14 protein-coding genes are annotated in these 13,209 nt (G+C 33.2%); 10 read left to right on the top strand and 4 right to left on the bottom strand.

All coding sequences use genetic code 11. The features are described from left to right. Nucleotides 1-93 precede the first annotated feature (93 nt). Nucleotides 94-1,380 (top strand): glutamate-1-semialdehyde 2,1-aminomutase, encoded by a 1,287-nt coding sequence (hemL, locus tag APR43_RS13720; protein ID WP_053470517.1) that lies wholly within the window; start codon nt 94-96, stop codon nt 1,378-1,380. A 184-nt stretch (nt 1,381-1,564) separates the two neighbouring features. On the opposite strand, the gene APR43_RS24680 is transcribed toward hemL, so the two are convergent. Both APR43_RS24680 and APR43_RS13710 read right to left on the bottom strand, forming a co-directional pair. Then, the gene (locus APR43_RS24680) at nt 1,565-2,305 is read right to left on the bottom strand and encodes a hypothetical protein (RefSeq protein ID WP_240514955.1); all 741 of its coding nucleotides are present in this window, start codon (nt 2,303-2,305) and stop codon (nt 1,565-1,567) included. A 163-nt stretch (nt 2,306-2,468) separates the two neighbouring features. Beyond that, complete coding sequence (locus APR43_RS13710; protein ID WP_053470516.1) at nt 2,469-2,909, bottom strand: hypothetical protein; 441 nt, start codon at nt 2,907-2,909, stop codon at nt 2,469-2,471. 186 nt (nt 2,910-3,095) lie between these two features. Here APR43_RS13710 and APR43_RS13705 point away from each other — a divergent pair, with 186 nt between their 5' ends. Continuing rightward, a complete protein-coding gene (locus APR43_RS13705) occupies nt 3,096-4,115 on the top strand; it encodes a 2-hydroxyacid dehydrogenase (RefSeq protein WP_053470515.1) in 1,020 nt (339 codons plus the stop codon). A gap of 69 nt (nt 4,116-4,184) precedes the next feature. Beyond that, the gene (locus APR43_RS13700; RefSeq protein ID WP_053470514.1) at nt 4,185-4,781 is read left to right on the top strand and encodes a hypothetical protein; all 597 of its coding nucleotides are present in this window, start codon (nt 4,185-4,187) and stop codon (nt 4,779-4,781) included. A gap of 322 nt (nt 4,782-5,103) precedes the next feature. On the opposite strand, the gene APR43_RS24475 is transcribed toward APR43_RS13700, so the two are convergent. After that, entirely contained in the window at nt 5,104-5,244 is a 141-nt protein-coding gene (locus tag APR43_RS24475) for a hypothetical protein (RefSeq protein ID WP_165590690.1), read from the bottom strand. An 89-nt stretch (nt 5,245-5,333) separates the two neighbouring features. Continuing rightward, complete coding sequence (lysS, locus tag APR43_RS13695) at nt 5,334-7,037, bottom strand: lysine--tRNA ligase (protein ID WP_053472325.1); 1,704 nt, start codon at nt 7,035-7,037, stop codon at nt 5,334-5,336. A 266-nt stretch (nt 7,038-7,303) separates the two neighbouring features. Between lysS and APR43_RS13690 the strand changes: the two genes are divergently transcribed. The 7 genes from APR43_RS13690 (at nt 7,304) to APR43_RS13660 (ending at nt 13,203) form a co-directional block, all read left to right on the top strand. Then, nucleotides 7,304-8,029, top strand: coding sequence for a hypothetical protein (locus APR43_RS13690; RefSeq protein ID WP_053472324.1), 726 nt, complete (start codon nt 7,304-7,306; stop codon nt 8,027-8,029). A gap of 266 nt (nt 8,030-8,295) precedes the next feature. Further along, the gene (locus APR43_RS13685; protein ID WP_053472323.1) at nt 8,296-9,051 is read left to right on the top strand and encodes a hypothetical protein; all 756 of its coding nucleotides are present in this window, start codon (nt 8,296-8,298) and stop codon (nt 9,049-9,051) included. 5 nt (nt 9,052-9,056) lie between these two features. Further along, nucleotides 9,057-9,758, top strand: a complete 702-nt coding sequence (gene lipB / locus APR43_RS13680; RefSeq protein WP_053472322.1) for a lipoyl(octanoyl) transferase LipB — start codon at nt 9,057-9,059, stop codon at nt 9,756-9,758. Nucleotides 9,759-9,962: 204 nt separating this feature from the next. Continuing rightward, the gene (locus APR43_RS13675) at nt 9,963-10,781 is read left to right on the top strand and encodes an AraC family transcriptional regulator (protein WP_053472321.1); all 819 of its coding nucleotides are present in this window, start codon (nt 9,963-9,965) and stop codon (nt 10,779-10,781) included. A gap of 79 nt (nt 10,782-10,860) precedes the next feature. After that, nucleotides 10,861-11,460, top strand: coding sequence for an NAD(P)H-dependent oxidoreductase (locus APR43_RS13670; protein ID WP_053472320.1), 600 nt, complete (start codon nt 10,861-10,863; stop codon nt 11,458-11,460). Between the two features lie 172 nt (nt 11,461-11,632). Beyond that, the gene (locus APR43_RS13665; RefSeq protein ID WP_108422298.1) at nt 11,633-12,487 is read left to right on the top strand and encodes a nuclear transport factor 2 family protein; all 855 of its coding nucleotides are present in this window, start codon (nt 11,633-11,635) and stop codon (nt 12,485-12,487) included. 134 nt (nt 12,488-12,621) lie between these two features. Beyond that, nucleotides 12,622-13,203 (top strand): Crp/Fnr family transcriptional regulator, encoded by a 582-nt coding sequence (locus APR43_RS13660; RefSeq protein WP_053472318.1) that lies wholly within the window; start codon nt 12,622-12,624, stop codon nt 13,201-13,203. Nucleotides 13,204-13,209: the final 6 nt, after the last annotated feature.

Here is a 13,209-nt window from a genome sequence, read left to right as displayed (position 1 = left end):
TCAGTTTTCAGTCTGGTTTTGAAATAATCTAATAATCCAAAAATAAGTTTTCAGTTTAAATCTAAAATCTGAATTCTAAAATCTAAAATAAGAATGTTATATAAAAGAAGTAGTCAGCTTTTTGCTGAAGCAGAAAAAGTAATTCCGGGAGGAGTAAATTCACCAGTAAGAGCGTTTAAAGCGGTTGGCGGAACTCCAATTTTTGTAAAAAGTGCCAAAGGTGCTTATTTGTATGATGAAGACGGAAACAAATTAATAGATTACATCAACTCTTGGGGGCCAATGGTTTTGGGGCATGCTTATCAGCCGGTTGTTGATGCAGTAATCGAAAAAGCAAAACTGGGAACTTCATTTGGAATGCCAACAGAACTGGAAACAGAAATTGCAGCTTTGGCTGTTTCTATGGTTCCGAATATTGATAAAATCCGTTTTGTAAATTCTGGTACAGAAGCTTGTATGAGCGCGATTCGTCTAGCTCGTGGATTTACAAAAAGAGATAAAATAATAAAATTTGCAGGCTGTTATCACGGACATTCTGATTCATTTTTGATTCAGGCGGGAAGCGGCGCTGTAACTTTTGGATCTCCAAATAGTCCAGGCGTTACAGAAGGAACTGCAAAAGATACTTTATTGGCAAAATACAATGATTTAGAGAATGTAAAAACTTTAATCGAAGCTAATAAAGGTGAAATCGCAGCAATTATTATCGAAGCGGTTGCAGGAAATATGGGATGTATTCCGCCTGCAAAAGGTTTTCTGGAAGGTTTAAGAGAATTGTGTACTGCAAACGGAATTTTATTGATTTTTGATGAGGTTATGACAGGTTTCCGTTTAGCCCGCGGAGGAGTTCAGGAATTGTATAATATCAATGCTGATATTGTAACTTTCGGAAAAGTAATTGGTGGCGGACTTCCGGTTGGAGCTTTTGCAGCGCGCGAAGAAATAATGAATTATTTAGCACCTCTTGGACCAGTTTATCAGGCAGGAACATTATCTGGAAATCCGTTAGCAATGGCGGCTGGATTAGCGATGTTGAAAGCGTTAGATACTGATCGTGAAATTTTTACGCGTTTAGAAGAAAAAACAGCTTATCTGGAAGCAGGAATCGACAGAGTTTTAAAAGCTAATAATGTTGTTTTTACCATTAATAGAGTAGGTTCTATGATTTCTGTTCACTTTGATGCAAATCCGGTTACCGATTTTCAAACGGCTGCAAAAGGAGATAACGAAACGTTTAAAAAATTCTTCCACGGATTATTGCAGGAAGGAATTTATATTGCGCCATCGGCATACGAAACATGGTTTATTACAGATGCTTTAACGTACGAAGATTTAGACTTTACTATTAATGCGATCGATAAGGTTTCGAAAACATTTTAAATAATAAAAAAGAGGTTTTTAAAGCCCACGGGATAACACGAATTTCACGAATTTTCACAAATTTTCATTTAGCCTAGTTTGTGGAATTTATTGCAACAACAAGTTAATCGGTGTCAATTTGTGAAATCCGTGTTTATAAAAACAAAAAAGAGGCTTTAAAAAGCCTCTTTTTTTTTGATCTCAATTACATTTTATCTTTTCGGTGATCTTTCATTTTGTCTTTATGCTCTTTTTTAATTGCAGTCCATTTTTTGTATTGATCTGCATTTAAAATAGATTTCATTTTTGCATCTGCAGCTTTGTGATCTTCTTCTATTTGTTTTTTCATGGCTTTTCTTTCAGCATCAGTTGGTTTTGCATCAGAATCTTTTCTGCTTTTTTTAAGCATTTCCATTTTTGTACTTCTTTCAGATAAAAGTTCACTTACTTGTTTTTGCTGATCAGCGTTTAAGTTTAAATCAGTCGTTAATTTTTGCAAATGTGCCTGATTACGTTCTTGCGGCGTTTTATGATCTTTATGATCTCCTTTTCCTCGGTGGACTTCATGCTCTTTTTTTAGAGCCGTCCATTTCGTGTATTGGTCCGCATTTAAAATTGCTTTCATTTTAGCATCGTTTGCTTCTCTTTCGGCAGTAATTTGTTTTTTAAAAGCTTCTCTTTCTGCATCAGTAGGTTTTGTTTTACTGTCTTTTCTGGTATCTCTAAATTTTTCTGCTTTAGCACTTCTTTCAGCCAAAAGTTGTTTTACCTGCTCCTGCTGCTTTTTATCTAAATTCAAATCAGAAGTTAATTTTTGTAAATGCTTTTCATTACGCTGTTCCGGAGTTAAATGTTCTCTTTGATCACGTGCTGGTTTCTGATTGATGTCTTGCGCAAAACTTACTATTCCAACGAATAATAAAGCTGTGATAAATAATTTTTTCATTTTTCGTTTTTTTAAAGGTTTATAGCAATTAGACATCAACAGATTTATTAAGTTTAATGAGATTGTCAGATTTATCTTTTATTTAACAGAAACTATTAAGGAAAACATAAATCATTTTTGAAAATAAAAAAGAGGCGCAGCCGCCTCTTTTTGTAAACTATATTTAGTTGTTTTCTTTTTTGTAATCTTTCATTTTGTCTTTGGCTTTCTCTTTATTTTTTTCTCTTAAAGATTGCCATTTCGTATATTGATCTGCAGTTAAGATTGCTTTCATTTTTGCTTCGTTTGCTTCTTTTTCTGCTTTTAATTCATTTTTAAAAGCTTCTCTTTCAGCATCAGTTGGTTTTACATCGCCGTCTTTTTTAGCTTCTCTTGCTTCTCTGAATTTTTCTGCTTTAGCGCTTCTTTCAGCCAGAAGTTGTTTTACCTGCGCTTGCTGATTAGCATCTAAACCCAATTCTGTAGTTAACTTTTGTAATTGTTTCTCGTTACGTTGTTCGGGAGTTAATTTTTCTCTTTGTTCACGTGCCGGCTTTTGGTCGCCATCTTGTGCAAAACTTGCTATTCCGATCAATAGCATAGCTGCGATAAATAATTTTTTCATGATTTGTTCTTTTAAGGTTATAGTGTTTAGACTTTATTAAACTGAATAGGTTTAATTAATATTGTTTGAATTGTTATTTATTTAACTTTTTGAAATGTAAATATTTAAGGTCAAGGGTTTCCTGCATATTGAAAATATTTTCTTATTTTTAGGAAACCAATATATACAATCCAAAAACAAATTATCATGAACTCTTCTTTTTCAAACCATAAAATAGCTTTCTTTTCAACGCAGCCATATGATAAAACTTTCTTCAATAAATACAATGCCGATTTTGGTTTTGAACTGGATTTTTTTGAAACACAATTAAACCCACAAACGGTAATTTTAATTGAAAAAGCAGAAATTGTCTGCGTCTTTGTAAACGACATTGTCAACGAAGCTGTAATTAAACAATTAGCAGAAAAAAAAGTGAAAATCATTGCATTACGGTGCGCAGGTTTTAACAACGTTGATTTAGAAGCTGCCAGAAAATACAATTTAAAAGTATGCCGTGTCCCAGCTTATTCGCCGCAGGCAGTTGCAGAACATGCCATGGCGATGATTTTAACCTTAAACAGAAAAACGCATAAAGCCTACAACAGAGTTCGGGAGCAAAATTTCTCTTTAAACGGATTGTTAGGTTTTGATTTATTCGGAAAAACAATTGGGATTATTGGAACGGGAAATATCGGAAAAGCTTTTGCTAAAATCGCTTTAGGTTTTGGCTGTAAAGTTCTGGCGTATGATATTGTGACAAATGAGGAAATGATGAAAGACGGCGTTTCTTTTGTTGGTTTAGAAGAAATATTTAAATCGAGCGATATCATTTCGCTTCACTGTCCGCTAAACGATCAAACGAAGCATGTTATTAATAAAGATTCGATTGTTTTAATGAAACACAGCGTTATGATTATCAATACAAGCCGCGGTGGATTAATAGAAACGGCCTGTGTTATTGAAGGTTTAAAAGAAGGTAAAATAGGTTATTTAGGAATCGATGTTTACGAACAGGAAGAAAAATTATTCTTTAGAGATCTTTCTGCCGATATCATTCAGGATGATGCGATTCAGCGTTTAATGAGTTTTCCGAATGTTTTGGTAACGGCGCATCAGGCGTTTTTTACCAACGAAGCTTTAACGCAGATTGCTTTGGTAACTTTCAATAATATAAAATCATTATTGACGCAAAATGATATTGAAAATAAAGCGGCGCAGCTGGTTTAATGAGCTTGTCGAATATTTTTCGTAATTTAATTAGTTGTAAAGGAAGATGTAGATTTAAAATATCAGATTATGAAAAATAAAATTCTAATTCTATTCGCAATTCTGGCATTGTATTCTTGTCAAAGTAAAACGGAATCAAAAAGTATTATTAAAACGATTGTTCAGGATACATTATATAAAACAATTGGAGGAACTGCCGACGTAAGTAATGCTCCCGCAAAAGATGATAAAGCTGTAGAATTGATTCGGAAACAATTGAATGTTCTATTAAAGAAAGATATTCCCGCAATGACAAAAGAAGACAGATTCTTTTATTACGAGGCTTTTGATTTAAATAATGACAAGAAAAATGAATATTTTGTTGGCTTCTCAAATTCCTATTTCTGCGGAAGCGGAGGCTGTTCTGGATATATTTTAAACAATGACGGAAGTGTAATTAATCATTTCACCGTTACCAATTTCCCAATTTATGTAACGACTTCATCAACGGAAAAATTTTATGATCTTTTAATGAAAAGCGGAGGTTTGTTTCATCATATAAAAATGAGAAACGGAAAATATCCAGCAAATCCATCTATTGAGGTAAAATGGAAAGGTGATCTTCCAAAAGAAAGTACAAAGGTTTTGGATATTTATGAGAAGAAGTTGGAGAAGTATTCGTTTTAAATTCCAATTTTAATGTAAATACAAATTTATTTAAACTGGACTGAAGTCCAGCTCTACAATATGATTTGTTCCTTCGGAACTAAAAAAAAAGCTTCAGCTCGATTTATATTGTAGGGCTGGACTTTAGTCCAGTTGATGAGGTTTCAGTTGGATATATGAATTGTAAAAATAAACCCGACAGGTTTTTAAAACCTGTCGGGTTTACTATGCGTAAAAATGTACACAAAGATATTCCGTAGAGACGCACAGCAGTGCGTCTACGCAATCTAATTCGACAACAATAAGACATAAAAAAACCGATGGTTTCCTGTCGAGGTTAATATCATATTTGAGAAAGCCATTCAAGATCTTCTTTGTCTAAATCTTCCTGAGAAATAACTCTGCCATATTTTATATCTTCTTCGCTTTCTTTAAGCATATCTAATTCAAGTTGGTTAAACTGATAAACGTTTAAAGTATTCATAATTCGATTTTTTTTTATACAATTTTAAATAAAAAACCCGATAAGTCATAAACCTATCGGGCTGTATTTGTAATAAAATAAGACAAAAATTACTCCACCAATTCCACAGTTTTAAACTCGCCGTCAACGACAACTTTAGTCAAACCATGTTTCGATAAGTTTTTCATAGACGCATCCCATTTTTTACCGCTTAAGTTAGCCGTAACTTTTAGTTGTCCTAATTCCATTTTATTTTCATTTCCTTTCAATAAAGTAATGATTACTTTTTCTTCATCAGAAAGTTCAATTTGAGCTTGTTTTTTCTCCGGACGCATTTGTGGGAACAATAAAACTTCCTGAATAGAAGCATTGTTTGTTAAATACATAATCAAACGATCCATTCCAATTCCCATTCCAGACGTTGGAGGCATACCGTATTCAAGCGCTCTTAAGAAATCTTCATCGATAACACCGTTTGCTTCATCATCACCTTTTTCAGATAAACGCATTTGATCTTCAAAACGCTCACGCTGATCAATTGGATCGTTTAATTCAGAATAAGCATTTGCGATTTCTTTACCACAAACCATTAATTCAAAACGCTCTGTAAGTTCAGGATTGTCGCGGTGTTCTTTACAAAGAGGTGACATTTCTTTAGGATAATCAGTAATGAAAGTTGGCTGAATGTAGTTTCCTTCGCATTTTGCTCCAAAAATTTCATCAATTAATTTTCCTTTACCCATTGTTTTGTCAACTTCAATTCCCATTCCTCTTGCAGCTTCAAACAATTCTTCTTCCGTTTTTCCTGAGATATCAAATCCAGTAAAATGTTTGATAGAATCTGTCATTGTAACGCGTGCATAAGGCGCTTTAAAGTTGATTTGGTGTTCTCCAAAAGTAACTTCACTTGTTCCATTTACCGCAATTGCACAATGCTCTAGTAAACCTTCTGCAAATTCCATCATCCAGTTGTAGTCTTTGTAAGCTACATATATTTCCATTGCCGTAAATTCAGGATTATGCGTTCTGTCCATACCTTCGTTACGGAAGTTTTTAGAGAACTCATAAACACCTTCAAATCCACCAACAATTAATCTTTTTAAGTACAATTCGTTTGCAATACGCATGTAAAGCGGAATATCAAGCGAATTATGGTGCGTAATAAACGGACGCGCTGCAGCTCCACCCGGAATTGGCTGTAGAACCGGAGTTTCAACTTCAAGATATCCTGCATCGTTAAAGTACCCACGCATAGCGCTAAATAACTTAGTACGTTTAATGAAAGTTTCTTTAACATGTTGATTAACCGTTAAATCTACATAACGCATTCTGTAACGTAACTCCGCATCATTAAATGCATCGTGAACATTTCCTTCTTCATCTACTTTTGGTAAAGGAAGCGGACGTAATGTTTTACTCAAAAAAGTAAATCCGCTTACACGAATACATTTTGCACCAACTTGTGTAGTAAATAATTCACCTTCAATACCAATAAAGTCACCTAAATCAGTTAATTTTTTAAATACCTGATTGTATAAAGTTTTATCGTCACCTTCACACAAAACATCACGATTCACGTACAATTGAATACGTCCTTCGCTATCCTGCAATTCAGCAAAACAAGCTTTTCCCTGATCTCTCACGCTCATCAAACGACCCGCAACGATAACCTTCTTACCTTCTTCAAATGACTCCTTTATTTGCTTAGAAGTATGATTTACAGGAAAAAGATTAGCTGGATAAGGATTGATTCCCAGACTGCGTAAGTTTTGAAGTTTTTCTCTTCTGATGATTTCTTGTTCTGATAATGCCATTTTGTGCTCTTTTTTTAAGTGTGCAAAGATAAAGAAAAGAATGTAGATTTTAGAATGCAGGTTTTAGATTTTTTGCAATAGCAATTTATTGGATTTCAATCTTTAAAATGAATGGGAAAATGGGTGAGAAGATTAATAAAAAACGAATGAAAAATGGACGAATTGAAATCCGGTGATTGATTTTGATCGTGAGATTGCTTCGTTCCTCGCAATGACAAAAAAACTCAGTATCTTAGCAACTTAGAACCTCAGAACCTTCCAAAAAAATGAAATACCTCTCAGCCTTTCTATTTCTAATTCTATTAACAAGCTGTCAAATTACCGAAACCATAACCATTAATCCTGACGGAAGCGGAGACATCAAAATGGAGCAGCTTCGCGAAGAAAATAGTTATATGCAATTGGCGGGAGAGTCGTATGGACGTGAAAATGTGTTTCAGGACACCACATATGTTTTTAAGGAATACATTGAAAAATACAAGGAAACATTTTTAAAATATACGCCCGAAGAGCAAAAGCTGTTTCAAAAATATGCCAATGTAAAAGTACATCTCAAAAAGAGTTCGTTTGAGAAAGAATTTCGAAGCGTTTTTTCGCTTCATTTTGATAAAGTTTCAGAAATTCCGGATTTGTATAAAACAGAAGATTATGCAGACGATCTTCAAAATAATTACGCATTAACTACCGAAACTCATTACTACAAGATTTCATATGATTTTAACGGAAAAGTTTTTAAACGTTCTGTTTCAATTATTAATGCAGAAGAACTTCAAAAAGCAAAAGACGGATATAAAAACTATGAATCTAAATACGGAAACTTAAAACTAACACAGACATATACTTTAAAATATAGTTTTCCTCAAAAAATAAAATCAGTTTCAAATAAAAAAGCGGTTATCAGCCCTGATAAAAAATCTTTAACCTTAGAATTTCAACTTTCAGATTGTTTACGTGATCCTGAAATGACAAATTTAGAGGTGGTTTTAGAGTAGGTTTTATGGATCACGGATTTTACGGATGAAACGGGTTTACACGGATTTCTTTTTTTTACTGTGGGGAACTTTGTCAAAGTTTAAAACTTTGACAAAGTTCAGCTAAACAATAACCTGTGTAAACCCGTTTCATCCGTAAAATCCGTGGTCAATTTTCCAGTTAAACATTAAAAACCACACTCCAATCTCAGTACCTTAGAATCTCAGAATCTTAGTATCTTTAAAATAAAATAGTCTTCGTATATTTGATAAAAAATTATACTACGATGAAATTATACAAACTACTTAGTTTTTCTTTTTTAATAGCGACATTAACAAGCTGTACTTTCACTGAAAATATTTATATTAACGATAACGGAACCGGAAAATTCTCTGTAGACATGGATGGTTCTGCATTGATGGAAATGGCGGGCGACCAAGTGGGCAGTCAGATGGGAGCCGACGCTAAAAAAGACATTGATTCTACTTTTACCTTCAAACAATTATTTGCAGATAAAAAAGACAGCATCGCAAAAATGTCTCCCGAAGCACAGCAGGAAATTAAAAAACTAGAAAATTTTGTAGTTCATACTAAAATGAGCGCTGAGAAAAAACAGTTTTTAATGACTTTTGAGACTGATTTTAAAAGCGTAAACGAACTTCAGGATATTTTACAAACTGCCAGTACACTTCAAAAATTAGAAGGCGGGGCAGCAGCGGCAAATCCAATGGGGAGTAATTTTGGAAACAATAACAGCAAACTAAGTTATACTTACGACGGAAAGAAATTTACAAGAAAAGCAATAATTGATAAGCAAAAACTGGCAGAAGTAAAAAAAGATTCCGCACCAGATATGTCTAAAATGATGTTTGCTTCATCGAATTATATTATCAAATATCACTTTCCGAAGAAAATAAAAAAAGTATCAAACCCGAATGCTTTATTCAGCGACGATAGAAAATCAATTACAATTCAATACACTTTCACGGATTATATGGAGAATCCTGACAAACTTAACTTTGATGTTGAGTTTGAAAAATAATTAAAATGAATACAAAAATTCAACTTCAAGATCTTGGAAACCGGGATTATAAATCGACTTGGGAATATCAGGAAGAACTTTTTCAGGATATTGTCGATTTAAAAATCAAAAACAGAAGAGAAGAACTTGACTTGCCAACACCAAATTATTTGTTGTTTGTAGAACATCCGCATGTTTATACTTTAGGCAAAAGCGGCGATTTTGAAAACTTATTATTAAACGAAAAACAGCTCGAAGCAAAAGGAGCTACTTTTTATAAAATCAATCGCGGCGGTGATATTACGTATCACGGACCGGGACAAATTGTAGGATATCCAATTCTGGATTTAGAAAATTTCTTTACCGATATTCATAAATATTTACGTTTTCTGGAAGAGGCGATGATTCTAACTTTAGCAGAATATGGTTTGGAGTCGGGCAGAAGTGAAGGCGAAACCGGAGTGTGGCTTGGCGTTGGAACTCCGTTTGCGCGTAAGATTTGTGCAATGGGGGTTCGCGCTTCACGCTGGGTTACCATGCACGGATTTGCTTTAAACGTAAATGTTGATTTAGGTTATTTTGATAATATCATTCCATGTGGCATTCGCGGAAAAGGCGTTACATCTTTAAACGTTGAACTTGGCGTAGAAAAAGTTGACGAAGAAGAAGTAAAGGCTAAGATTATCAAACATGTAGCTAATTTGTTTGAAGCTGAGTTTATTAAGTAAAACGTTAGATATAATTTTAACACATAGAAACATAGATTTTGCTACTTTAAAAAAGGCGTTTCACTTACTCTAAATACACATAAATACTATGTGTGAGAAATGAGTTTCTCTTGATTCCCTTTTTTACACATAAAAAAGCTATGTTTCTATGTGTTTAATTTTTTTAGATACAGAAACGGATTAAAAAACTTTAGAAGATAAAGTATGAAAAATGCTGAAGAAAATAACAATTACAGAATTGCCGTTCCTTCAGCATTTGAAACTGTTTTTTCGCATTTCTACTTTGCCGAAAATAAAACAGAATTTCCCATAACCAAAACCTTATTACCAAGTTTTCAAAGTATTCTGGCTTTTAACTTTGGAACAAAATCCTCTTTAAAATCGCAGCAAAATACTTTTTTAGAAGTAGAAAAATGTATTGTTTTGGGACCAATCAAACAAGCTTTTGATTATACTTTAGAACCTGGCTCACAAATTTTGGTTGCCAATTTTAAAGAAGATGCTTTTTACAGATTCTTTGGCAACGCACTTTTTGATTCGATGCCTATTCATCCCGATGATTTAATTAATGAAAACTGTTTTACGGTTTTATGGGAAGAACTTCAAAACATTCCTGATCCAAAAGAACGTGTCGATTATATTTTAGATTTCTGCAAACCTTATTTGCGGGAACAAAATACAATTACGACTCTTTTAAATGATTTTCAGGACGAGAATTTAAATCCCATAAAAGCGATTGCTTCGCAGATCAATCAAACCGAAAGAAACATTCAGCTCAATCAAAAAAAGGTTTTTGGTTATTCCGTTAAAGAAGCCAACCGTTATGAACGGTTTTTAAAAGCCGTTGATCAAATTCAGAAAAATATTCTAAACGAGTTAAAAATAGATTGGTTAACCATTGTTGACGAATGCGGATATTACGATCAAAGTCAGCTTATTCATGACTTTAAATATTATATGAATATTTCGCCCACAAAATTTCTCAAATTTCAAAGCGATATCTGCAGTTCAAAACCTCAGTAAAGCCGATTTCGTTTTCTTACAATTACTCCCCAAACCTGCGTTATACATTTGTCATGTTCAATCTTTAAAACTAGAAAACATGAAAAATTTAATTATTTACGCACATCCAAACGAAGCAAGTTTAAACCATTTCTTCAAAAACACAATTGTAGCATCTTTAAAAAAATCAGGACAGGAAATTGTGGTTCGCGATTTAAACGAAATCAATTTTAATCCGGTTCTTTCTTTGCAGGATATGCAGAGACAAAGAATGGGACAAGTTGCTGAAGATATCCAAACAGAACAGGATTTTATTTCGTGGGCAGATCAAATTATTTTTGTTTACCCAATTTGGTGGACTGGAATGCCGGCTATTATGAAAGGTTATATTGACCGTGTTTTTAGTTACGGATTTGCGTATCGATACGATCAGGGCGTTCAAAAAGGTCTGTTGACAGGAAAAAAAGCCATTATTGTAAATTCTCATGGAAAATCGAATGCTGAGTATGAAGCAATGGGAATGGACAAAGCTTTGGAATTAACTTCAGACATTGGAGTTTTCAAATATTGCGGATTTGAAATCAAACACCATTTTTATTTTGATAAGGCAGACAGAGCTTCGGCAGAAAGCGTTTTAGAATGGGAAAAGGAACTTAAAAATGCTTTTAAACATGTTGATGAAGTTTCTGTTTTTCAATAGAAATTTATTTTTCAAAAGAATTATTGCAAAAAATCTAAAAATGGTCAGTAAACGCTCAGGATTTTGAATTGATGGTAAATTGCAGCAATATCGTGGTTTTCTAATGTTTTTATGGTAAATTTGGTTTTCTACTTAAAATATAAGCTTTTAACTAAATCTAATCTAACAACTTATGAGAAAAATCTACTTTGTATGTTTCCTTTTTATGCTGAATGGCCTTTTTGCTCAAAAGAAAGATAAATTAAATCCAATTGCGGTTTATGAAAAAGTTTGGCAGGAGAAAAATAGTGATGCAAGATTAAAATTAATCAAATCAATCTGGCTGGACGACAGTACTTTTGAAGATCCTTCGGCTTCTATAAAAGGTCAGGCAGCTTTAAATAATGTAATAAATGAGTTTTATAAAAAGTTTCCTGATGCTGTATTGACATCAGGTGCAAAAGTTGTAAAAGACAATTATGTAACCTGGGAGTGGAAAATTATTGACGCAAAGAAAAAAGAACCTATAATGGGAGGCCGCGATTTTGCCAGATTAAATGGAAAAGGTCAGGTAAGTAAAATTATTGGTTTTTGGAATACAGAAGTTACTTTGTCTGATGCTGAAGTTTTACAAAATCTTGAAGCTGATAATTTTAAAGTTGTAGCGCAATATTACGAATGTCTTTTTAAAACAAGAGATTTTGTAAAAATGGCAGCCATAATTGAAGATGGTGCAGTTTATAGTCAAGCAGAAGGTTTGCCTTACGGCGGAACTTATATTGGGTTTAACGAATGGACTAAAATGTATGCAAAATCTGCTGAGTTTTTTGATTTAGAAATCGAAAAAGAACCTACTTATTTTAGCGATGCAACTAAAAATGAAGTTATTATTTATTTTACCATAAAATGTAAATCAAAAAAATCTGGTAAATATCTTTCAATGCCTATTTCAGAACATTTTGATTTAAAAAACGGAAAAATTACAGCCATTCGACCATTTTATTTTGATACTAAACAATTTGCTGAATTCTTAAAAAGCAGAAAATAATATACGGGAAGTTAAATAACGATGTAGTATGTTATGTTTCTGTTTATTAAAGTTTTTAGCGCAATTTTTTTCGATAGTTTAAGTTATTTATTTTAACAACTAAAAACTATTTCATTTCTAAAACCTTGATAATCATGGAATGTGTTATTACAGATTTATCCCGAATGATAGAATTTAATGAAGAAGAAAGCTTGGCTTTTGAAAGCATACTTCGCTTTAAAAACGTCAAAAAGAACGAACATCTTTTGGTAGAAGGAGATATTTGTAATTTCGGAATTTTTATTGCTGAAGGCAGTATTCGCTATTATTATTTGGTTGACGGTGTAGAATCAACCGGAAATTTCTTTTTTGAAAACGATTGGTATTCAGATTTTGAAAGTTTTTTATACGGCAAACCTTCTTTATTAAACATTGAAGCTCTCGAAGATTCTGTAGTTTATTTGGCCTACAAAGAAGATTTTGAAAAACTGGTTTTACAATATCCTGTTTTTAATTCTTTCCTTAGAATTATGATGGAACGCACGATTAAAGGTTTAACGGGAAGAAATATGGCCATGTCATTGTTATCTCCGGAAGAACGTTATTTACGTTTTTTAAAATACTGTCCAAAAGTTGTCGAAAGAGTTTCCTTAAAACATATTGCCAGTTATTTAGGAATTCAGCCGGAAAGTTTAAGCCGAATCAGAACCCGAATTACTTTAAGCAGTAAATCTTAACCGAAG

Source organism: Flavobacterium sp. NLM (assembly GCF_002210235.1).
Taxonomy (GTDB): Bacteria; Bacteroidota; Bacteroidia; order Flavobacteriales; family Flavobacteriaceae; genus Flavobacterium; species Flavobacterium panici.
The sequence above is the reverse complement of the archived record's forward strand: the minus strand, read 5'-3'. Positions and strand labels throughout refer to the sequence as shown.

Excerpts from the sequence above, each read along its gene's own strand:
- hemL (WP_053470517.1), top strand. The coding sequence starts at position 94 with ATGTTATATAAAAGAAGTAGTCAGCTTTTTGCTGAAGCAGAAAAAGTA.
- APR43_RS13685 (WP_053472323.1), top strand. The coding sequence starts at position 8,296 with ATGAAATTATACAAACTACTTAGTTTTTCTTTTTTAATAGCGACATTA.
- APR43_RS13670 (WP_053472320.1), top strand. The coding sequence starts at position 10,861 with ATGAAAAATTTAATTATTTACGCACATCCAAACGAAGCAAGTTTAAAC.
- APR43_RS13660 (WP_053472318.1), top strand. The coding sequence starts at position 12,622 with ATGGAATGTGTTATTACAGATTTATCCCGAATGATAGAATTTAATGAA.
- APR43_RS13700 (WP_053470514.1), top strand. The coding sequence starts at position 4,185 with ATGAAAAATAAAATTCTAATTCTATTCGCAATTCTGGCATTGTATTCT.
- APR43_RS13675 (WP_053472321.1), top strand. The coding sequence starts at position 9,963 with ATGAAAAATGCTGAAGAAAATAACAATTACAGAATTGCCGTTCCTTCA.
- APR43_RS13690 (WP_053472324.1), top strand. The coding sequence starts at position 7,304 with ATGAAATACCTCTCAGCCTTTCTATTTCTAATTCTATTAACAAGCTGT.
- APR43_RS24680 (WP_240514955.1), bottom strand. The coding sequence starts at position 2,305 with ATGAAAAAATTATTTATCACAGCTTTATTATTCGTTGGAATAGTAAGT.
- APR43_RS13710 (WP_053470516.1), bottom strand. The coding sequence starts at position 2,909 with ATGAAAAAATTATTTATCGCAGCTATGCTATTGATCGGAATAGCAAGT.
- lipB (WP_053472322.1), top strand. The coding sequence starts at position 9,057 with ATGAATACAAAAATTCAACTTCAAGATCTTGGAAACCGGGATTATAAA.
- lysS (WP_053472325.1), bottom strand. The coding sequence starts at position 7,037 with ATGGCATTATCAGAACAAGAAATCATCAGAAGAGAAAAACTTCAAAAC.
- APR43_RS24475 (WP_165590690.1), bottom strand. The coding sequence starts at position 5,244 with ATGAATACTTTAAACGTTTATCAGTTTAACCAACTTGAATTAGATATG.
- APR43_RS13705 (WP_053470515.1), top strand. The coding sequence starts at position 3,096 with ATGAACTCTTCTTTTTCAAACCATAAAATAGCTTTCTTTTCAACGCAG.
- APR43_RS13665 (WP_108422298.1), top strand. The coding sequence starts at position 11,633 with ATGAGAAAAATCTACTTTGTATGTTTCCTTTTTATGCTGAATGGCCTT.